The organism is Prosthecobacter dejongeii, from assembly GCF_014203045.1.
Taxonomy (GTDB): domain Bacteria; phylum Verrucomicrobiota; class Verrucomicrobiia; order Verrucomicrobiales; family Verrucomicrobiaceae; genus Prosthecobacter; species Prosthecobacter dejongeii.
Genome location: NZ_JACHIF010000012.1, coordinates 83,682 through 105,130, shown reverse-complemented (window position 1 = coordinate 105,130; position 21,449 = coordinate 83,682). Strand labels below are relative to the sequence as shown.

Sequence of the window (21,449 nt, the reverse complement as noted above, 5' to 3'; positions counted from 1 at the left end):
TTGGCGTAATCAAAGGGGAATACCGGATTGATGCAAGAATGATACAGTTTTTCTGCTAAGGATTACGGAATACCTACGTCCCTCTTAACAGAATGAACCCAGAGCCGTTACCTCCCAACGAAGATGGGATACCCTCTTTTCAGGCCATCGTTGAAAAAGATTTAACTCCCAATGAAGCTGGCTCGGGTCGGTTACCTGAGGGTGGATGGATTTCAAAGGAGGTTCTGGAAAAAATTCTTCCTCAATACGAACGTTGGGCTTTCGTAGGTACAGGAGGAATGGGCGTGGTGTACAAAGCCTGGCATCGCGAGCTGCAGCGCTGGGCCGCCATCAAGTTTCTCGCTCCCAAATTGTGTTGCGATCCCCGAGCGATGGCGCGTTTTCAAAACGAGGCCACCGTGATGGCTCAGTTGCGCCACCCGAACATTGTCCCAGTCCATGACTTTGGGTGTGAGGGGGATCTGGCTTGGCTGGTCATGGATTTTTTAGACGGGGTGCCGCTTCATGTTTGGGCGAAGGAAAGATCGCGAAAGCCCACGGAAATCGCCCAGATGATGGCCAAGATCACTCGCTCAGTCGGGGTGGCGCATGCTTCCGGCATCACGCACCGGGATTTGAAACCGGGTAACATTATGGTGCTAGGTGACGAGCCTATCCTGCTGGACTTTGGCTTAGCGCAAAATCAGGCTTGGCAGCAGGACATCCGCCTGACGCATGATGGGGAGCTAGCTGGCACAGTGGCTTACCTTGCACCTGAACAGGTGGACCCCACCCTGGGAGAACCAGCCCCAGCGACGGATGTTCATGCCTGCGGAGTGATGCTGTTTGAGCTGCTTTCTGGCCGCCTGCCGCGCACGGGATTGGCCTCCCAGATCATCACCCGCCTCCATGAGGATGACCTACCGCCCCGTTTGTCCACCGTGGTGAAGTCTCCGCGCAAGGAACTGGATGCCATCTGCTGGCGGGCTATGCAGAAGACCCCAGAAGGCCGCTATGCGAATGGCACCTCCATGGCGGAAGATCTGGAGCGTTTTCTGGATGGCCGCCCGATTCGGGCCAAGAATCCAGATCTCCTGGAAGTCTGTTACCTCTACTTCCGCCGTTATCCCTGGGCTCTCGGTGCCGCTGCGGTAGCGCTTTTGGCTCTGAGTATTTCCGTGTGGACCACCAGCCGCATGCAGTGGAGCAAAAAGAAGTCAAACCTACTCTCGCAGATCAATCGTCAACTGACAGCGGAAGAATGGACACCGGATCGGCTAGCGCTGACGGATGGTTTGCTGGATCAAATGCATCGAGTGGATACCGTGCTGGAGCGTTACCTCCGGGAAGATGTGCTCAAACGCACGTATCATACGGTCGAGGATCTGCTGGAAGCCCCAAGACTGAGTGAAGCTGACTCCAAAAGGATCCAGGTTTTGATCCGGGCTCTCATCTCGAAAAAACATCCAGATAGCTCTCTGTTATTGAACCGTTGGCGGGCGCGGGAGGCAGCCTGGCAGACGGTGGCCAGCCTGCACGGGCCCATCACGCCAGAGTCTGCACAGGTTATTTTCCAGACCAAGGGCTGGGTGGCCAAGCTCGGGGAATTGCATGCGGTGCCTGCTGTCGCAGGTCAAACGTGGAGCACCCTCTTCAGTCCCTTGGATGTGGAAGGGGCTGTGGAATTAGAAATGGAGCTGCATGAGACTTGGCAGGAGGCGAAGGCCTTTGGGCTTACCCTCATCATCCCCCAGCTTGAGGATGTGCAGTTTCGCGTTTTCCAGGCGGAGCGCTTTCGGCAGTATCAACCTGATTTTGAAAATCCTGAAAAGGTCCAGGTCATGACCATCATGTCTGAAGACGTGCCCTTAGCCTACGCTCTGGTTCCCCTGGAAGTCCGCCGCAGCCCCCACCTGACGCTTCGCTGTCGGTATGAAAATGGGGATCTTTCTTTCAGCCTCAATGGCAGCAACCCACTGAATTACACACGTATTTTTGAGCTGACTCGCACTTTGTCGAAGGCCCGTTTTAGCCTGCTGCTGCCTGTCGAGTCCAGCCTCGCACGCTTTGAATTACGTGAACGGGATGTGAAAGCGCCTGCCACACCTTTGGCCAAGGCGGATGACTTTTTTAGTGTGGGTAAGCCCACGGAAGCCCTGGCGATCTATGAGAAATACCTCAACCGGGCGGATGTGAAAGCGGAGTGCCTTTATAAATATGCAGCTTGTCTGGAGGCGCTGCAAAAAAGGAAAGATGCTCTCACCACCTGGGAACAGGTGGCGCGCAATCCAGCGGAACCGTGGAAAAGCCTAGCCATGTTCCAATTGTGGCGGGGGCATCTGACCTTGGGGGATATGGAGCATGCGAATGCTTGGTTTGATCTCATGATGGCTAACCGCCCGCCGGAGATCGTGCGCACGGGTATGGCCACGGGAGATCGGTTGCTGCTAAATCAGCACTATCTGCCCATCACGCGAAGCCTGAATTGCCTCAAAGTGCGGCCTGAGGACATCCCAGACCTGGACCGTGCTGTGCGGGTGCAGCATTTTTTGGGTGCGGATGATCGCAACACAGCCGTGCGCACAGCCATGGCCTTTCACTTTGCCGGGCATGACCACCAGGCCCGGCAGTCACTGACCCAGGCGGTCACTCAGGTGCAGCCCACGGCGGGCCTGCCAGAGGCGGAAATCAATTCCACCATGGTCTGTCTCGATCAATGGGCGGCCCTGGGAGGGGCAGAGACTGATGCGGTGCTGCGTGCGACGGTGGTCGCCTGGGCTCAAGCTTTGGAGGCTAGTCAGCAGCCCACGCGGGCCATTCCTATTCTCGAGTTAGTGCGGCAGAAGCTACGGATGCGCCCGCCTCTAGAACAACCTCAGGCCAAGCTGTTAGAATCGCTCCAAGAAGACTCTGGACTTTTGCTTAGGCACAAGATTGAGGTATGGCTGGTTGCTGGCATGGCTGAGGAAACGCCATCAGCACGGCAAAAGATGTGGCAGGAGGCGGTCAAAGCTTTGGAGAACCACGACGGGGTGGCTGACCACACCCAGCAAAAACTGCATTCGGAATTCGTCGCGCGCAGCTTGGCACAGAGTTGGACTCAAGCGCAGGCAACGGAGTGGCTGACGGCGCTTTTTGGCAAAGCCCGGCCTCTCGTCTCACGGGATAAGTGGATCGGGCCCATCGTCCATGCTCTGGCGGGGAACGTACTCGCGAAGACGCTGAACGAAATTTTGCAGAGTGAGCGCGGGCAGCGTTTTGCGAAGGATTACATCTTGCGCACACGGCCTGCGCGAGATCTGGCCTATGAAAGCATGGAACTGGTCCTCACCAGTCTTTTTGCCAAGGGAACGGACTGGGCCGTGGAACATCCTCAAGTGCGAGCCAGCGCGAAAGAAGTGGTGGCGGCTTTCTGCAAACGAGAGTTTTCCGAGGTGGCTCTCATGCAGTTCTTCACTCTCTGGAGTGGCGTAAAAAATCAAGCAACCTGGGACATGATGGCCACGGCGTTGAAGCCCGAATTGCGTCAGCCGCTGGAGGCTCTGCTTCTGCGACGATATGAAGTTTTAGGGCTGAATCAGGAGGCGAGAGGATTTCAGGCCCCAGCGGCCGACCAAAAAAAACCCGCGCCGAATACGACGCGGGTTATTCCGTCTCCAAGTCTGGAGTAAAGATTTACTGAATCTCCAAGCACACACCCTCTTCCGTGCTGCGGGCAAAGAGGCGGTCATAAGCCAGGACAGGGTAGCTCCACACCTTACCAGCCAGAACGTCTTCGCGCTTGAGCTCCACGTATTTTTCGGGATTGGCTTCTACGACGACGATTTCGCCTTTGTCGCTGAGGGCGATGACTTTATCGCCAGAGAGAATGACCTGGCCAGGGCCGAATCCGGCTTCCTTCCAGACATCCTTACCTGTCTTGATGTCCACACAGGCCAGAGGGCCGTTGCCGTATTCTTTGAAGCTGAACATGCCGTAGAGGTAGCCATCTTTCACCACGGGCGTGCTCCAGTGATTGAAGCATTCATTTTCGCGCCGCCAGATTTGCTCCGCGCTCAGGTCGCTGCCGCTCTTGCTGATCTTGAAAGCACCTGCGCCGACACCGTAACCGGCAGAGCAATAGACGATGTCTTCATACACCACCGGGCTCGCCGCTGTGGAGACTTTAAAAGGGAAGTCCCCACGCCACAGTACTTTGCCATCCGCAGGATTCACACCCACGAGGCCCACCTGGGTGAAAAAGATGGCCTGGTGCACGCCGTGGATGTCGGCAATGACGGGCGTCGCATGGGTCATTTTGTCGTTCTCACCCTTCCAGACGACTTTTCCAGTGTTCTTGTTTAGACCCAGCAGGGCCTGGCCTTCACCGCCACCGCACATGAGCAGAATATCGCCATCAATGACGGGAGAGGCGGCATTCTGCCATTTGATCTGCACGCCGGCGTTGTCCTTCATCACATCGTGATTCCACACGGGTTTGCCCGTGGCAGCTTCAAAGCAGAACACGCCCAGGTTGGCATCAATGGCGTACACTTTGTCGCCATTCACCACGGGGGTGGAGCGGGGGCCATCCCCGCCTTTGTTGTCTTTAGCGCCGTCATTCCCACCGCCATCGTATTTGCCGATCACGGTCAGGGGTTTTCTCCAAGCTTCTTTGCCGCTACGCACGTCCAGAGCCACCAAGACTTCGCCGGTATTGCCATCGGTTTCACCGGTGATGATGGTGAAGGCCTTGGCCCCTGCGACGGCAAAGGAGCTGAAGCCCGTGGGGGTCTCCGTCTTCCACAGGGTCTTGATGTTGGCTGCCTTCCAGTTGCTGACTTTGGCCGCAGGGGCGGTGCCATTGCTGTTAGGACCCCGGAACTGGCCCCATTCTCCTGGGGTCTGGGCGGAAAGGCTGGCTGCCGTGAGGAGCGAACCACTGACGAGGGTAAGGGTGGAGCGATTCATAGAATGAAGATGCAGGACCCTGTCTAACGGGTAAGCACGCGTGAGTCTTGCGAAAGCCAGCCCTCACGGCAAGCAAAGACCTGTGAAATTCACAAGCTGTCCAGTTGCCGCAACATGCCCCCGTAGTAACCCTGCAACATCGTAATGATGCGGCTGACCACAAAGAGGACCACGATGGCGTAGCCGATTTTTGGCAACCACAGGGTGGCGCGCTCCATCGCCTCGGCCGCGCTGAGTGTTTCCGCGCTGGCGCAACGGGCCATTTCTTCATCCAGTTGGCCCACTTCCTCCGCCGTGGCGAGCATGTTTAAGAATAGGGGATCAAAACCTTCTTCCTGCGCTAAGGAAGTGGCCAGTGATTCGCCTTTCGTTTCGATGCGACCCGCCGCCGCGAAGGCGGCTTTTTTGAGGCTGCCGGATTGCGAGGCCTCGCCCGCTAGACGGCAGATGGCGGACATGGGGAGGGCGGCCAGCAGGCCAGCATGAAAGACCTGACAAAAGCGCGCCAGAGCCCAGTGCTGCCGCGCCGGGCCGATCCACGGCAGGCGTTTCAGCGCCCGATCCACCTTTGCCGACTCTAGCCCCTTTTGCGTGAGCCAGTGCCAGAGAAAATAAGAGGCTGCCAAGACCACCCACAAAAGTAAAAACCAGAGCAATACCCGGCTGAAAAATCCTGGCCCCTCAGTGGCGACAAAGGCGGTGGGAATTTCTGGCAGCACGATGGCCAGATGCAGCAGCACCATGGGGTAGATCATGGCCCCACGCATCTGCCGTGCAGCCCCGTCTGCAGAGGCAAAATAACGTGCGAGGTGATTGAAGGCTGCGTTCAGTTTGCCACTGCGCTCACCCGCCTCGATCAAGGCTACCTCCAGGCCAGTGACGAGCTTTTGGTTATGCTCTTGGATGGATTCGGCCAAACTTTTCCCTTCCGCCAAGCCTCGTTGCATGCCCTCCAGATAGGCTCGTCTGCCAGGACTGCTCTTTTGTGACAGCAGCAGGGTTAGGGATCGGTCGAGGTGAAAGTCCGCCTGAGTCAGCTTGGCCAGTTCGCGGTAGAGAGCGGTCTTTTCCGCAGATTTCATCGGCGCATCATCCACGAAGCGAACGCAGAAGCGAGCTTAAACGCTGGCAGTGTCCGTCATGGCCCTTTCATAGGTCTGGAGGAGCTGCACCACACTGCGTTCCCAGCTCAGCTCCGTGGTCAGCCGCTCCTGGCCGATCCGTCCCATCTCCATTCGGCGGGGTTCATCATCCAGCAGTTCCAAAACGGCATCTCCTAGACGCTTCGCGGAGTTTTCCATCACATAGAGCGCGGCATCTCCAGCGGAGTAGCGCCCTTCACGTGTGCCGAACATGACCTGGGCTTTGGCAAAGGCCATGTATTCCAGCGTTTTGTTCATCGTGCAGTGGTCGTTGTAGTCGTTGATGGGGTCGCAGGCCACGCCGAGATCCATGGTTTTTAAGGCGGTGAAGAGGAACTCGTTCGAGACCCGGCCCGGCATCGCTACCTGCTCTTGCAGGCCCAGTTCATCGCGCTGTTTCACCAGCTCCGCATATTCGGGGCCGCTGCCCATGAGGACGAACTGCACATCCTGCCGCCCACGCTCATGGACGATGTGATGAGCGGCCTCGATGAGGTAATGCACGCCATCTGCATTACCCATGACGCCGATGTAACCGACGAGAAAACGCCGCCCGTTCTTCAGCTTTGGGTCTGCGGGTAGATCGGTGGGCAGCTTGTTCGGTGCGGTGCGTACGATGAAGACCTCATCATCTTTTTTGCGCCCGCGTTTTTTCACGGTGGAGAGCACGCTTTGGTTCGTCGCCATCACCGCATCAGCCAGGGCCAGGGTGCAGCGCTCCGCGACGCGTACGGCCCAGTAGAGCAGGCCACGTTTGCCAAACTTAGCCTCAAACATTTCTGGCCACAGATCATGCACATCGTAGATGACTTTGACCCCGCCCAATAGTTTGAAAGGCAGTGCGATGAGGAACAGCAGATCCGGAGGGTTGCACAGGTGAATCACATCGAATCCGCTGCGCCGCCAGGCTTTTAGCGCGCAGCCCAGTTCGCCCCACAGAGCGGTGGTGTATTCCAGGATGAAACCCCGGATGCCGCGTGCTTCAGCACTGATCCAGTGGCGATAGATCTGAATGCCTTCCAATACCTCTTCGGGTGCGGTGTAGCCACGCATCTGGGGGCAGATGACGGTGACCTCATGACCCGCATCTCTCAGGGCGCAGGCTTCCTGCCAAACGCGCCGATCCAGCGGCACGGGCAGATTTTCGACAAGGATCAGGATGCGCAATCGAGACATCGGCCATCAGCCTTGCCGTGTCTGGCCGTTTCGCAAGCTTTACTCCAGAGGAGAATGTTTAGTCCTCCAGGATGGAGGCAGAAACACGGGCGATGATGTGCCCCTGAGGATCCCGGACGATGACTTTGCCATGTTCGATCACGGGCGAGTCGCCCATCGCTTCCACATAATCCGTGGCTAGGTCTTTGCCACAGCCAAGCACCTGGCAAACACGTGCGACGCGGGCTTTAAATTCGGATTCTGTCATGAGCCCCTCTAAACCCATTCTAAATCCCGCGCTAGACAAAAGCGGCGCTAGCATCAAGACACCGCTTCCAGGAACGGCGTGAGTTTCACCGTTCTGTGGCCCGGTCTTTCTCAGGCTGGGTCAGGTTCACTCTTTCGATCGTTCCGTCGGGGTAGCTCACCTCTAGCGCCCACCAGCGGCACCAGTGCAGGCGCAGTCCCAGCTTGGTCTCAGGGGCTGGGCAAGCTGGGATAGGCGGTAAACGGACAGTGATCATGGCACCCGTGAGCAAGGGGCCGAAATCGGCCACGTGAAGCTCACGCTCGGTCTTATTCTTCCGGTGTTTGTGTCGGCGGTTCAATAGCGCCTCCTGGCTAGGCGCGGAATTTTCCGCATCCCAGGGTGCGGCGAGCGCGAGGATGCGCCCTGTGCAGCGTGGCAGACTGGGCAGTCGATTGGCTTTTTCCCAGGCGCACCAGAGATGAATTTCACCGCCTTTGGCACCCGGTATCGGCTTCAGAGCGATGGCCCAGGCGGGGGCTGCCAGTTGACGCCAAGCCTGGACGAAAGCCCAAAAAATGCCTGCCCCGATGGCAACGAAGGGGACGAGAAAGAGGGTCAAAAACCACGGTTCAGAACCCGAGCGCCATTTCTCAATGACCCCGAGAATGAAGACGGAGACGATACCGTTCCAAAAGAGGTTCAGCAGTAGAAAGCCCACCACACTCGGCAGCCGCTGGTCTGAGGCGATCCAGACCATGGGGGCGCCGCTGCGGAGGGCGGGGTTTTCGAGTCGTTCTAGTGTCTCTGCCGGGAGGCTGCCTTCACGGCAAAGCTCGCGAATGAGGGCCAGGCGAGACTGCCGGATTCTACCGAACAAAGGGCGATGAAAGAAAATGCCCAGGCCCACTAAACCTATCGTGATGAAAGGGACGGAAAAACAGAGCCCAAAGAGGGCCGATGCAGGCATAGAACGATCCAGCACAGCTTCCTCCGGGTGGGCTGGATCTACCCAGCAGGTGGTCACTTGGCCTTTGGGAAGGCTCGCTACCGCTGCCTGCAGGGTTTCGACGGCAATGTTGGTTTTACCTATCCTGAATGAATAGCGGGAGGATTCATAACTGCGGTCGCCGAAGTGGTAACGAAACTTCACCGCCACTTCATAGGTGCTGCCATCGCTGTCTCTGGATTCATCCAACTTTGATTCTAAGATCACCGCTTCGGTCTCTTGCCAGTCGCGAGCATTCAGCCAATGCAGGCCTGGCTGCACGCACATCATCCATAACACGAACAAGCCCCCGATCAAAAACGGCATGCAAAACAGACCCGCGCAGCCGGAACTGAATTTTGCTTTTGGGGATTCTTCAAAATACCAAGGCCAGGCAGGTTTCACGGTAAGTATTCAGGTTTTAAATGAGGACTTGAGTGATCCTTCTCTGGCTGGTTCGTACTTTTAGTTAGGCGCGATCATCGTGGATGGCATCACGCGGGCAGCAGGTAGCCTTTCGCGAGCGTCTCATAGCTACTGACCTGAGCCTGTTCCCAGCTTGTATCGCGGTCCAATTCCTGTGCCATCAAACGGGCGACGATGGGGGCTGCCTCCAGGCTGGAGCGTGCATCCAGCAGCAGGGCACGGGTGCGGCGTGACAGCACATCTTCCACCGTGCGTGCCATCTCATGCCGCACATGCCAGATGATCTCGGCTTTGAGGAACTCCAGTTTTGGATGAAGGACTTCCCCCAGGGTAGGGTCATTTTGAATCAAGGCGCGGATGCCGGGCGCATCACTGCCGTAGTAATGGAGGTGGCTGGCTTCGGCCTCGGTGACCTCGGCTCCATGGATCTTTAATTCATGGGTGGCACAGTAGCGGTGATCCAGGGCACCGATCATCTCCGCATGATCAATGACATCCTCTGCCATCTTGCGATACGTCGTCCACTTACCGCCGGCCAGGGTGATGAGCCCAGAGTCTGAGATGGAGATGAGGTGATCCCGTGACAGGGCTGCGGTGGAGCTGGCGTCAGACTTGATCAGCGGGCGCAGACCCGCATACACGCTCAGCACATCCGCTCTTGTGGGATCCCGGGTGAGGTAGCGGGTGATCTGGGTAAAGATGAATTCGATTTCTGCCTCTAGCGCGCGCGGTTCCAGTGAGGCATTTTCCACGGGCGTATCGGTGGTGCCCACCACCACCCGGCCATGCCAAGGCACGGCGAAGAGTACTCGTCCATCATCCGTCTTGGGGATCATGATGGCGGTATCGCCCGGCAGAAACTCGCGTGGCAGCACAAAGTGGATGCCTTGGCTGGGGCTCAGCATCGTCTTAGCTTGCGGGTCATCCATGCGGCGCACTTCATCGGCAAAGACGCCCGTGGCATTGATCACCACCTTGGCTCTGACTGCGGCTTCCTCACCTGTCTCCGCATCTTGCAGTTTCACGCCTGCCACGTGAGGGCCTTCTTTGATCAGGCCTGCACATCGCACGTAGTTCAGCACCACGGCCCCTTTTTCTGCGGCGGTCTGGGCGAGATTGATCGCCAGTCGCGAGTCATCGAACTGACCGTCATGATAAATGATGCCGCCCGTGAGGTCTTGCTGTTCAATGTTAGGCAGCAACTCGATGACGTCTTCACGATTCAGATAGCGGGAAGGTTCCAGTCCCAGCCTGCCTGCTAGCCCATCATAGACTTTCATGCCGATGCCGTAAAAGGGCCCTTCCCACCAATGGTAGTTGGGAATGACAAACGGCAGGCTATGGACCAGGTGCGGGGCATTGCGGCACATGAGACCACGCTCGCGCAGGGCCTCCAGCACCAGAGATACGTTGCCTTGTTTGAGGTAGCGCACCCCGCCGTGCACCAGCTTCGTGCTACGGCTTGAGGTGCCTTTGGCAAAGTCAGACTGCTCCACCAACAACACACTGTGGCCGCGCACTGCGGCATCCACCGCAGCGCCGAGTCCCGAGGCACCTCCGCCCACAATGACAATATCAAAAGGCTCTGGCCGCGAAGAAAGCTCGGTGAGTGAGGCAAGGCGTTTCATGGTGTTAACAAGTTAAACGTAGGCCCGCCTGCCTGCCGAGAACAATTCTCCGCTCATGGACAAATTCAGGCTTGAGGGGCCAGGGTCAGCCCGGCTTCCTGGGCGGCTTTCAAAACGTCTCGCTTCAGCTTTTGATAGGCAGCAAAGGCAATCGTCACCACGGCAATGAACGAGATGGTGTAGAAATCGAAAGCCATCACCCGCAGAGGTGTGGGAAGGGAAACCACCGCGAGAATCAGCGCCTGAATCACCAGCGACCGCAGACTTACCCGCAGCATTAGACGTACGCGGGTCAGCAGGCGCTGCTTTCCATGGTACTCCGTGACGGTCAGAAAGGCGGGCGAAACATCGAACTGTGATGCCGCTTCGAGATCGAACAGCCTCCAGCCATCATCGGGCCGGAGTGAAATCTTCTGTCGGGTGAGGTTCGCTTGAAGACGATCCAGCAGCCGGGCCCGGTCCACCCCTGATTCACTCCAGAAGGCTAGCTCCCCCAGGCTGAAGGAGATTTTGCGGGGACGCTTCAGCCCTTGGGCTGCTGTCTCATTTTTCTTCCTCCCAGGTCTGGCTCCCAACCGCAGCATGCCTAGCCCGCGCTCCCATTCCCGAATCACGGGTTGAAGCCAGCATAGACCTAACAAAAGGCATGACTCCAGCAGGCTGAGTGAAAAAGGTGCGCGGGTTTGGTTTCGCAAGCGACAGGCGGCGAGCAGCAAGGAGAAACTCAGGATCAAAGCGGCTGAAAGTGGGGAGCGGTGCGCAAGCGCTACCAGCAATAACACCACCCAGGTCACCCCACTCATCCAGTCTAACCAACCACGTGGCCCTTGCCGATAGATGCCTTGAAAAAGGCCTTCTCCCATAGGGCCATGAAAGATGCTGCCCTCTTCCAAATGCAAACTCGCAGCCCTATCTCCATAAATACCGCCAAACCAACGTGCGCCGCCCAGTGGCCCAAATCGCTGCGGGTGGTCCTTCATCAAAAGAGCCTCCGCCCGGCCATAACCACGCTGCTGGCGGAGGTAAGCACCCACGGTGTAGCGGCGGTGATGCCACACCATGGCGCCGGAGATAAAGTGCAATTTGCCCCCAGCCTCACGCAGCCGCCAGCACACATCCACGTCATCTCCGGCCACCCGGTATTGAGGGCGAAAACCGCCGATGGATTCCAGGGCGGTTTTGCGAATGGCGAGGTTGCAGCCTGGAAGATGCTCGGCCTCGACATCTGTGAGCAGCACATGGGCGGGGGCTCCGGGTGCGGCTGCGACAACAGCTTCAGTGCGGTTTCGCGGTGAAGGGGGGATGTTTGGCCCTCCCGCTGCCACCCACTGTGGATCGTCAAAGCCTAACACTAAGTTTGACAGCCAGTCTTCATCCACAATACAGTCATCATCCGTGTAGGCCAGGATCTCTCCCGTGGCCAGAGCGGCCCCTAGATTGCGCGCCACGCTGAGGCCCGCGTGCTCTTGCCGCACGTAGCGGATGTGAGGGAAATCTTTGGCGAGGGTGGCGATGTCTTGGGTGGAGCCATCATCAATCAAGAGTGCTTCAAAGTTTGAGTAACGCAGTCGGCTGAGAGACTCCAGGCAGCTCCTCAGCGTAGCCGTGCCATTGTAAGTGCATACGATGACGGAGATGCGTGGCTGGGTGTGAGGACGGTGGGCTGTGGCTGTCTCCTTCAAGCTGCCGCAGATGGCTCTTTCCTGCCTAACAGAATCCACCAAACCAAAGCGCCATTGTGTGATGGCCTCACCCCCACGAAACCATTCGTCCGTATAGGAGAACCAGACTGTTCCCGCCACGGCGGCCTGCTGACAGGCGGCCTGAAACCAGGCCCAAGTCTGGGCTTGAGCCGCCTCCCCATGGGCAGCTACATCCAGCCCAAATTCGCTGATGACCAGAGGTTTATCTCCCGCCAGATTTTGCAGGCGTTGAAGATAGGCCGCGAGAGTTTCGGGCTGTTCCAGGTAGAGATTCACGGCCAAAAAATCGGCCTGATTCGGGATGAGGTACTCCGTGCTGGGGTAAGTGGCGTAACTGAAGAGCTGATGCGGAGCCACCGCTCTGGCGCTCTCCATGAGGCCATCTAGAAAATCCCGTACGCGTGTGGGGCCCATCCACCGCACGAGTGTTTTTTCGATCTCGTTGCCGACCAAAAAACCGGCCACGCAAGGTTCGTCCTTCAACCGAAGGACGGCCTGCATGACGGTCTGCCGGATCTGCTCTTGCTGGGCTCGGCTGCGGAGGAAATCCACATGATCTGTCCAAGGAATGCCGACCCATAATCGCAGGCCTAGTTTTGTCGCGGCATGGATCACTTGCGGCGTCGGCAGTTCATACAAACGAACGGTGTTGAAGCCAAGTGCTCCGATGTGCCTGAGGTCGGCAACGAGGGCCGAGTCCTCAGGGAAGGGTTCCCCGAGAGAATTCGGCTTAAACGGGCCGTAACTCACCCCACGCATCTGCCATTTCTCAGCCCCGGCACGCAGCCATTTCCCAGCCGTCTTGAGACGAGGGAAAGGAGGTGTAGGAGGGGTGGCGGACATGGAATGTGAATCAAGCATGGACGTATGACCGGGGAAAGCCATTCGCCTCATGGGGTGGCGGGTATTTTGTGTCTGGTAATCTGCAAGTTAAAGGCAAGGGACGTTACAGGCCCTTCATGGTCACACCGATCTCGCGCACCAGTCCCTGGAGGATTTCATTGTGATCCCAGCCTTCCTTTTCCTGAAGAATAACTTTGCCTGGGTGCGCACTGGCGAGGTCACGGCTCATTTCCACGGGGATCACAGGATCTGCCGTGCCGTGAAAGATAACGACTTTGGCCCCCCGGTTCACCACGTGGGCGAGGTGCTTTCGATTGTCAAAGCGATGCATATTCACGTAACAGAGGGGCCAGCCGATGACGCGCTTGCCCATCTCGGTCAGGGTGGTGAAAGGGGAAATGAGGAAGATCTTTTGGATGTGGAAGTCATCCGCAGCCATCAATCCCGCTGCACAGCCGATGGAGTGACCTAGAACCCGCAGACGGGGCTGCATTTCTTCCGGGGTCAGCTTCAGGTGAGTGGTGAGAGTTTCTATGGCAGCCTTCGAGCTTTCGCGGATGCGTTGAGGGCTGGGCATACCTTTGCAGTCGCCATAGCCTGGGTAGTCCGCCAGCAGGTAGGCGAAGCTCGGATCCCAGGCCTCCATGTAAAATAGCCAGTCAAGGGCCAAGGTGCCATTGCCACCGAAACACACCCAGATGTTTTTGGGGGAGGGGTCTCCATTGCGCGCGGGGATGTAATGCGCCACCTGCCGTCCCTGGCTTGTCTCATACGGTAGGGGGATGCCGCTGTGGCTGGCTAGCGTCTGTCGATAACCTTCGTCATAACCCCGAGGGTAGTAGATCAGCTTCGACTGGCAGCCTAGCAGGAGCAAAACAGGCAGCAGTAAAAGCAGGAAGATCAAACGAAGTAGTCGGGAAACAAGGTTCACAGGCGTATGATAAGCAGGTGCCGGGGAAGAGAAACAAAACAAAAAACCAGCCAACGCTCATGGAGACGGCTTCCGTTCTCTCAGCGTCGCATCCTCGTGTGCAAAAGTGGGTGGAGGGTTCTTTCGGGCAGCTTACCCAGGCCCAGGAGTTGACGCTGCCGCACATCCTGGCTGGGAACTCCGTTTTGCTTTCGTCGCCGACGGGCAGTGGCAAAACATTGGCGGGCTTTTTGGGCATCCTGGACCATCTGGTACGGGCCCATGAGGCTGGGGATCTGGGCAGCGGCATTCATGCCATCTATGTCTCGCCGCTGCGGGCGCTGACTTATGACATTCAAAAAAACCTTATGGCCCCGCTGGAGGGCATGGGCTTGGTGGAAGAGATCCGCATCGGCCAGCGCACCGGGGATACTTCGACGACGGAGCGTGCGAAGCTGAAGCGCAAGCCGCCACACATCCTACTGACGACTCCAGAAAGCCTAGCCATCCTTTTACCTCAGGCAGGCTGGGCAGAGGCCCTGCAAAGCGTGCGTTTTGTCATCGTGGATGAGCTGCATTCCCTGGCAGAAAATAAACGTGGAGCTCATCTCATGTTAAGTGTGGAGCGTCTCCAGCAGCGTCTTGCACGCCCGCTCATTCGCATCGGCCTTTCAGCCACGGCGGCACCCTTGCCCTTGCTGGCGGAGTTGCTGGTAGGCACCAGGCGTGACTGCCAGATCATCGAGGCCCGCATGGAGCGTCGGCGTCGTGTGGAAGTGCTGTCCCCTGTGCGAAGGAATCCCTATCCCCCCGCTGGCTACACGGCGCAAAGGGTCATGCAAGACATCGCCCAGATCGTTGAGAGAAACCGCAGCGTCATCGTTTTCTGCAATACCCGCAGCGCGACAGAGAGTGTCTCCATCCGTCTGAAGAATGCCTTGCCAGACCTGGCTCCCAAGATTGAGGCTCACCATGCGTCGTTGGATCGTGACGTGCGCCTGGAGGTGGAAGATCGGTTGAAAAACGGCGAGCTTCGGGCGGTCGTTTGCAGCACCAGTTTGGAGATGGGTATTGATATCGGCAGTGTGGACTGCGTGGTGATGATCTCGACCCCGAAGGGCATCAGCCGGGCCCTGCAGCGCATCGGCCGCAGCGGTCACAGCATTCACATGGCTAGCCATGGCATCCTCGTGGCCACGAATGTGAACGACCTCATGGAGTGCATCGTTTGTGCGGAGATGACCCGCGCGGTGCAACTGGATGCGGTGCGAGTGCTGGAAAAGCCGCTGGATGTGCTGGCCCAGCACCTGGTGGGCATGGCCATGGAAGGTGGCTATACCCGTGAGATGGCGCTGAGCACTCTGCGCGCTGCCTTTCCCTATCGAGACCTCACGGAGGAAGAGCTGGATAGCGTCTTAAACTATCTGGAGGGCGGTGGCCGCTCTCTGGAAAAACAGTATCGGGAGAACTTTGGTAAGATCATCTGGCTGGATGATTGCCTCACGGTGCCTAACAAAAAGGTGGAGCGCGAGTATCTGGCCAATGTCGGGGTCATCCACACGGAGGGCATGGTGACGGTGTATCTCGGGAAAAGACGCCTGGGCCAGATCGAGGAAAGTTTCCTCAAGCGGCTGAAAAACGGCGACATCTTTGTCCTGGCTGGTCGCATGGTGCGTCTGCTGGAAAGCGGTGTGGGAGAAGCGAAGGTGGAAGATGCGATGGGCCGCCTGCCTACGGTGCCCGCCTGGAATGCGAACAAGATGCCACTGACCTCCGGTCTGGCTCATGAGGTGGCCCGGTTAAGAACGGAGCTGGCTGCGCGGGTGGGGACCGATAGCAACGAAGAGGTTTGCGAATGGTTGATCGAGCGATTCGAGATCTCCAACAGCAATGCTTTAGCGATCGTACTGCATTGTCAGAATCAGCTTCGTGTTTCACGAATCCCCACGGAGCACTCGCTTCTCATTGAGCGTTTTGTGGATGACCGTGAGGGCAGCGATGCCGACCTCGTGCAGTTCTTTTTTCACACCCTCATCGGCCGCAGTGCCAATGATGCCCTCAGCCGCATCATTGCCTATCGGGTCAAAGAAGCCGTGGGCGGCAATGCCATGGTGACCATTGATGATTACGGCTTTTTGCTCACCCTGCGCTCCTTTCAAAGTCTGGGCCTGGAAGAGTGGAAAGTGATTTTTCAGAATGGCGATGCCGAGGCGGATATGAAGGCCTCTCTGCAACACAGCGAGCTGGTGAAATGGAACTTTCGTGGGGTGGCTCAAACAGGGCTCATGGTGCCACGCAACCGCCCAGGACAGGATCGCAAGATCAAACAACTCAGGTGGAGTTCGGAAATCCTTTTTCGAGTGTTGTCCGAGCATGAGCCCGACCACCCCATGCTGGTCCAGTCCTACCGCGAGGCCACCCACACCTTCTTGGACCTACCGCGTGCCATGGATTTCCTCCAGCTTGCTCCTAAGTTGGAATGGAGACTGGTCGAAGTCCCTGTGGTGAGCCCTTTTTCCTTTGGCATTTTCGCCAGCAAAATCAAAGAAGGTCTCATGCTGGAAGATCCTGAGGAAGCCATCGAGCGCCTGTGGCGGGAGTATGAAAAGAAGGTCGGCGGGGCTGGCGATGCTTACTTGCCATCAGGCGGGGCTCCGGCACATTGAGCCTCATGTCCGACTCCCTCACTGCCGATATCACTCTACTGGGCCGCTCCGAGCACCGACTGCCTGCTTCTCCAGATGAAGCTGCGCTGGAGACTTTCCCGAATCGCACTCCCGGCCGCAATTATACCATCCATCTCAGTGCCCCAGACTTTGGCTCTCTATGTCCCGTGACCGGCCAGCCGGATGCCGCTCATGTGGAGATTCTTTACATTCCCGGTGAACGCTGTGTGGAGACCAAGTCATTGAAATTCTACCTCGCCAGTTACCGCAATCACGCATCTTTCAACGAAGCCATTGTCAATCGTATCCTGGATGATCTCGTCGCAGCCTGTGCGCCGAAGCAGGCCATCGTCCGTGGCCGATTCGTCCCACGTGGAGGCATCCAGCTCACCTGTGAGGCCCGGCATCCCACACGCGATGTGCCCTTGGAATGGCCCGCGGCATCTCTGAGCACAGCCCATTGATTTTCTCTGCGTATGTCTAAAGCCATCATCCTTCTGAGCGGCGGTCTAGACTCCACCGTTGCGCTTTACTGGGCGCGCCAGCATCACGAAGTGGTAGGCGCGGTGAGCTTTAACTACGGGTCTAAGCATAACGACAAGGAGATCACCCTTGCCATCTGGCATTGCCGCCAGATGGGCATCCCGCATGACACGGTGTCCCTGCCTTTTGTGAATGACCTCTTTGAGTCGGATCTACTCAAAAGCGGTGGTGAGATTCCTGAAGGTCATTACGCGGATGAAAACATGAAACGCACCGTGGTTCCCTTCCGCAATGGCATCATGCTAGCCATCGCCTGCGGCATCGCGGAATCTCGCAAGGTGGATGCCCTCGTCATCGCGGCGCATTCAGGGGATCACGCCATTTACCCAGACTGTCGCGAGCCCTTCATGAAAGCCATTGGCGATGCCATGCGGGAAGGCACTTACGCTCGCACGGAGTTGCTGCGCCCTTTCATTGACATGGATAAAACATCCATCACCAAACTGGGGCATCAGCTCGGCGTGGACCTGGGTAAAACCTGGAGCTGCTACAAAGGCGAAGACCTGCAATGCGGCGTCTGCGGCACCTGCGTGGAGCGCCGGGAAGCCTTCATCCTCGCCGGGATCGAAGACCCCACCGTGTATTCGCATGAGTGGCCTTTGCCCAAGGCACCTGGGGCGTGATGCGGGTACTCCCTATGGCCTTATCAAAAATTGGGTTTCACACGGGGATTGAAGAAGTATATTTAAATCATGAGTGATCTGGTCACTTCAGTATCTGAGCAAAAACGCCCTCAACTGCACAAGTTGATAGATCAACTCCCCGCAGAAGAGTTGGAGTTGGTTGAACGGCTTCTTGCGCGCCTGGAAATGGATCGTCTTTGGAAAGAAGTGCGTGAAGGGTTCTCGCAAGATTGGGCTTCAGGGCAATATGAGCATTTGGATGAGGTCATCAGTGAAGTGCGCAGAGACCTTCAGCAGCACGTTGCATGATCGCCGTGTTGGATACAAATGTGGTTCTTCAGGCCCTCAATCCCGATCACTCTTTCGCCTGCATTTTGAATGCTTGGTATCGAGGCAGATTTATCTGGGCCGTTTCCACGGACATTCTTCTGGAATATCAGGAGGTAGTGATTCGACAATCTGGCCAGGCACGCTGGCAATCGTTGGAACGGTTGTTCAATCTTGCCGCTTCATATGTCGGAAATATACAGCAAGTTTCCCCTTCCTTTTTCTTTCGCACTATCTCAGCAGACCGGGATGATGATAAATTTGCGGATTGTGCCATTACCGTTCATGCCGATTTTATCGTGACGAATGATGCTCATTTTCGACCTTTGATCGGCAGCGGATACAAACCGCAGCCCATTTCTCCAGAAGAGTTCATTGCTCAGTTTATTAGCTCGAAAGAGGCATTCAGTGAATAACTTTCAGGCGTTATTCTAGTGACGACCTAAAAATCAATGGGTTGTCTTTTGACTCATGATCACCGCTTCCATCCAGCCCACTTTCACCGCCTGGCGAAGCAAGGCGCGTGAGCTGCTGAGGCAGGGGGTGCGGCCAGAGCAGGTGACTTGGGGAGATGTGAATGAGGGGGCAGGTTTACTGCTGGAAGAAGCCCCTGGAACTTATGCCACCGCTGTGCCGATGGAAATCAAGGTTCCGCCAGATTTTTTATCTCTGGCTGCCAGTGTGTGTGCTCATACTGATGAGAGACGCTGGGCCATTCTGTATCGTTTGTTATTCCGTCTGACTCTGGGTGGAGAGAGGCATCTGCTGCACCTGCCTAGTGATCCTGATACGCGCCTGTGTCAGGTCTGGGCCAAGGCCATCGGGCGAGACATTCATAAGATGCATGCCTTTGTTCGCTTCCGCCTTATTGGTCAGGATGAACAGACGGGGCGGGAGCAGTTTGTGGCCTGGTTTGAGCCCACTTACCGCATCGTTCGGTTGGCCATCCCGTTTTTTGAAAAACGTTTCGCGGGCATGGATTGGTCCATCCTCACGCCAGATGAATGTGCGCATTGGGATGGTGAGCGGCTGTTTTTCACCCCAGGGATGGATCGCAGTCAGGCCCCGGCCTCGGATGCGCATGATGATCTGTGGCGCACTTACTATCGCAGCATCTTCAACCCAGCGCGTTTGAAAGTGCAGGCGATGCAGTCAGAGATGCCCCAGAAATACTGGAAGAATCTGCCTGAGGCTCAAATCATCCGCGAGTTGATCGCCGGCAGTCAGGAGCGGGTTCAGGAAATGCTGGATACACCCGAACGGCCTGCAAAACCCATCCCAGATAATGAATACATCCGTTCTTTGCATGAGCGGCGGGAAGGTCCATAATCCCAGTCCTACCATGAAAAGACGCTTTCTCCTCCTCGCTGCCCTTTTGGGTTCCTTCACCTTCTCCGTCGCCGCTGAAGACGGTTTTGTCCCGCTGTTTGATGGCAAGACCATGACCGGCTGGCGCAATGCTTATCAGTGGGGCAACATTGAGGTCGTGAATGGGGAGATCCACCTCACGGGAGAGAAGAAATTCTTCGTCGTCACGGAGAAGACCTACAGCGACTTCATTTTTGAAGGTGACATCCTCCTGCCGGAAGGTCAGGCCAATAGCGGCTTCATGTTCCGCGCTCATGTGCAGCCGAACAAAGTGTTTGGTTACCAGGCCGAAGTGGATGGCGACCCTAAGCGTAAGTGGTCCGGTGGACTCTATGACGAGGGCCGCCGCATGTGGTTCATCAGCCCGATCAAGGGCAATAAAGAAAGCGAAGAAGCCTTCCGCGCCCGCGCCGGAGATGCCTTCAAGCGCAACGACTGGAATACCTACCGCATCACCTGCAAGGGCAACAAGTTGAAGATCGAGGTCAATGGCGTGGTCACCACGGATGTTGAAGACTCCACCGATGCTAGCGGCGTCATCGCCATCCAGCATCACGGTGAAAAGGGCGCGACTTATAAGTTCCGCAACCTGCGCATCAAGGAGCTGAAGTAATCTTCTCCCGTGTCGCGGCGGCGGGAGATTAGCCTGCCGTCGCGATGTCTTCCGCTTTCTGGGCTTCAGGAAAATATCCTATTTTGGCAAAGCGCTGGGTGCAGCGGCCATTTCCCCCGCTGAGACGCATTTCGATGCCCGCAGCCTCTCCCATGGCAGTGTTGACGTGGTAGCAGTGCTGGCAAAAGCACGGCACGATTTCCCGTCCATGCTCCCTCAGAAAACGGATGGCCGGACAGGTCCGAACTTCGACCACCACTTCCTGATCTGTTTCGTGGACTTCCACCTCAGCTCCAGGCTCGGCGGTAAAAAAAGCACGCCAATGTGAGGCCACGGAAGCGAGACCGCCTGTTAACCAACGTTGCGTCACGGGAGCGTAATAATGACGCCCCAGGTCTAACCAATAGCGCCGCAATCCTGCCGGGCCGAGTTTTCGTTCGATAAAACGAAACGTGGCATTCACCGCTGTGTAAAAATCTGCCGCACCGACGGGTTTCACGTCCATGTACGGCAGCGCCGAGGAGACGGGCTCAGCCGAGGAGGTTTTGGAGCTGTTCTCCATGGGCTTTGAGGTGATCGTGAATGGCCCAGAATTCATTACCCATGGCTAGGATCTGGCAGCCCATGTCCACGATGGTTTTGGCATCTTCAATATTTCCCACGGGCATGCCCCAGGGTTTGCCAGCCGCTTTACACACGGCCGCGAGTCGGCTCACGGCATCATGGATCTGCGGATCGCGAATGGAGGCGGTGCAACCCAGGCGGAGGGAGAGATCTCCCGGCCCTAGGAACAAGGCATCCACACCAGGGAGCGCGGCGATTTCGGCCATGTTTTCCAAGGCCTTTGGGGTTTCGATCTGGAGGATGAGCACGGTTTCGCGATTGCGCTGCTGGATGTAGTCAGGAGACTTCTGCACCCAGAAACCGGCATCCATGCCTGAGCCATCCAGCCCCCGGTCACCGAGGGGTGGAAACTTGGTGGCTTCCACCAGTTGCCGCGCGCGTTCGGCATCGTTCACCTGCGGGATCATCAGCGCAGCCACACCATCTTCCAGCAGTCGGGAGAGGCCTGTTTTTTCCACTGTGGGCGGGCGGTAGAGGCAGTCAATATCCGCCAAATGATGACGGGTGACTAGCTCGGTGACTTCACGAGGATCCCACACGCGGTGCTCCCCATCTACCCAGATGGCATCGTAACCAAAGTGGGCCGCCATCTGGGGGTAATAAGGAATATTGGACCCCAAGGCACACACACGGGCGACTTGCCCGGCATCAAGCTTCTGACGGATTTTGGATTTTCTCATCGGATCGTTGAGTCTGAAGATGGTGACCTGAATG

18 protein-coding genes are annotated in these 21,449 nt (G+C 57.1%); 8 read left to right on the top strand and 10 right to left on the bottom strand.

All coding sequences use genetic code 11. From position 1 onward, the window contains the following. Positions 1 to 92: 92 nt before the first annotated feature. The gene (locus HNQ64_RS21940; RefSeq protein WP_184212793.1) at positions 93 to 3,650 is read left to right on the top strand and encodes a serine/threonine-protein kinase; all 3,558 of its coding nucleotides are present in this window, start codon (positions 93 to 95) and stop codon (positions 3,648 to 3,650) included. A gap of 4 nt (positions 3,651 to 3,654) precedes the next feature. Here the strand turns inward: HNQ64_RS21940 and HNQ64_RS21935 are convergent, their stop codons facing one another. The 8 genes from HNQ64_RS21935 to HNQ64_RS21900 form a co-directional block, all read right to left on the bottom strand. After that, on the bottom strand, positions 3,655 to 4,929 hold the full coding sequence (locus tag HNQ64_RS21935; protein ID WP_184212792.1) for a PQQ-like beta-propeller repeat protein: 1,275 nt from the start codon (positions 4,927 to 4,929) through the stop codon (positions 3,655 to 3,657). An 89-nt stretch (positions 4,930 to 5,018) separates the two neighbouring features. Further along, positions 5,019 to 6,011: a type II secretion system F family protein gene (locus tag HNQ64_RS21930; protein ID WP_184212791.1), complete on the bottom strand. Its 993-nt coding sequence runs from the start codon at positions 6,009 to 6,011 to the stop codon at positions 5,019 to 5,021. A gap of 36 nt (positions 6,012 to 6,047) precedes the next feature. Next, positions 6,048 to 7,247 (bottom strand): glycosyltransferase family 4 protein, encoded by a 1,200-nt coding sequence (locus tag HNQ64_RS21925; protein ID WP_184212790.1) that lies wholly within the window; start codon positions 7,245 to 7,247, stop codon positions 6,048 to 6,050. Between the two features lie 58 nt (positions 7,248 to 7,305). After that, positions 7,306 to 7,494 (bottom strand): hypothetical protein, encoded by a 189-nt coding sequence (locus tag HNQ64_RS21920; RefSeq protein ID WP_184212789.1) that lies wholly within the window; start codon positions 7,492 to 7,494, stop codon positions 7,306 to 7,308. An 85-nt stretch (positions 7,495 to 7,579) separates the two neighbouring features. Further along, positions 7,580 to 8,788 carry a DUF3592 domain-containing protein gene (locus tag HNQ64_RS21915; RefSeq protein WP_184212788.1) on the bottom strand — a complete coding sequence of 403 codons (1,209 nt, stop codon included), beginning with the start codon at positions 8,786 to 8,788 and terminating at the stop codon, positions 7,580 to 7,582. A 167-nt stretch (positions 8,789 to 8,955) separates the two neighbouring features. Continuing rightward, a complete protein-coding gene (locus HNQ64_RS24210; protein WP_184212787.1) occupies positions 8,956 to 10,515 on the bottom strand; it encodes an FAD-dependent oxidoreductase in 1,560 nt (519 codons plus the stop codon). Positions 10,516 to 10,580: 65 nt separating this feature from the next. Further along, positions 10,581 to 13,061 carry a glycosyltransferase family 2 protein gene (locus tag HNQ64_RS21905; RefSeq protein ID WP_184212786.1) on the bottom strand — a complete coding sequence of 827 codons (2,481 nt, stop codon included), beginning with the start codon at positions 13,059 to 13,061 and terminating at the stop codon, positions 10,581 to 10,583. 103 nt (positions 13,062 to 13,164) lie between these two features. Further along, positions 13,165 to 13,992, bottom strand: coding sequence for an alpha/beta hydrolase (locus HNQ64_RS21900; RefSeq protein WP_184212785.1), 828 nt, complete (start codon positions 13,990 to 13,992; stop codon positions 13,165 to 13,167). Between the two features lie 59 nt (positions 13,993 to 14,051). Here HNQ64_RS21900 and HNQ64_RS21895 point away from each other — a divergent pair, with 59 nt between their 5' ends. From HNQ64_RS21895 to HNQ64_RS21865, 7 genes are all read left to right on the top strand, one after another. After that, complete coding sequence (locus HNQ64_RS21895; protein ID WP_184212784.1) at positions 14,052 to 16,637, top strand: DEAD/DEAH box helicase; 2,586 nt, start codon at positions 14,052 to 14,054, stop codon at positions 16,635 to 16,637. Between the two features lie 5 nt (positions 16,638 to 16,642). Further along, positions 16,643 to 17,101 carry a preQ(1) synthase gene (queF, locus tag HNQ64_RS21890; protein WP_184212783.1) on the top strand — a complete coding sequence of 153 codons (459 nt, stop codon included), beginning with the start codon at positions 16,643 to 16,645 and terminating at the stop codon, positions 17,099 to 17,101. Between the two features lie 12 nt (positions 17,102 to 17,113). Continuing rightward, entirely contained in the window at positions 17,114 to 17,803 is a 690-nt protein-coding gene (gene queC / locus HNQ64_RS21885) for a 7-cyano-7-deazaguanine synthase QueC (protein WP_184212782.1), read from the top strand. Positions 17,804 to 17,872: 69 nt separating this feature from the next. Next, positions 17,873 to 18,112, top strand: coding sequence for a hypothetical protein (locus HNQ64_RS21880; protein ID WP_184212781.1), 240 nt, complete (start codon positions 17,873 to 17,875; stop codon positions 18,110 to 18,112). Then, a complete protein-coding gene (locus HNQ64_RS21875) occupies positions 18,109 to 18,546 on the top strand; it encodes a putative toxin-antitoxin system toxin component, PIN family (protein WP_184212780.1) in 438 nt (145 codons plus the stop codon). The genes HNQ64_RS21880 and HNQ64_RS21875 overlap by 4 nt, the downstream gene beginning before the upstream one ends. Before the next feature lie 55 nt (positions 18,547 to 18,601). After that, positions 18,602 to 19,459: a TIGR03915 family putative DNA repair protein gene (locus HNQ64_RS21870; RefSeq protein ID WP_184212779.1), complete on the top strand. Its 858-nt coding sequence runs from the start codon at positions 18,602 to 18,604 to the stop codon at positions 19,457 to 19,459. Positions 19,460 to 19,472: 13 nt separating this feature from the next. Next, entirely contained in the window at positions 19,473 to 20,111 is a 639-nt protein-coding gene (locus HNQ64_RS21865) for a 3-keto-disaccharide hydrolase (protein ID WP_221305530.1), read from the top strand. A gap of 28 nt (positions 20,112 to 20,139) precedes the next feature. Here HNQ64_RS21865 and HNQ64_RS21860 read toward each other — a convergent pair whose 3' ends face one another. After that, the gene (locus HNQ64_RS21860) at positions 20,140 to 20,673 is read right to left on the bottom strand and encodes a hypothetical protein (protein ID WP_184212777.1); all 534 of its coding nucleotides are present in this window, start codon (positions 20,671 to 20,673) and stop codon (positions 20,140 to 20,142) included. Then, entirely contained in the window at positions 20,642 to 21,415 is a 774-nt protein-coding gene (locus HNQ64_RS21855; RefSeq protein ID WP_184212776.1) for an HpcH/HpaI aldolase family protein, read from the bottom strand. The genes HNQ64_RS21860 and HNQ64_RS21855 overlap by 32 nt, the downstream gene beginning before the upstream one ends. Between the last annotated feature and the right edge of the window lie 34 nt (positions 21,416 to 21,449).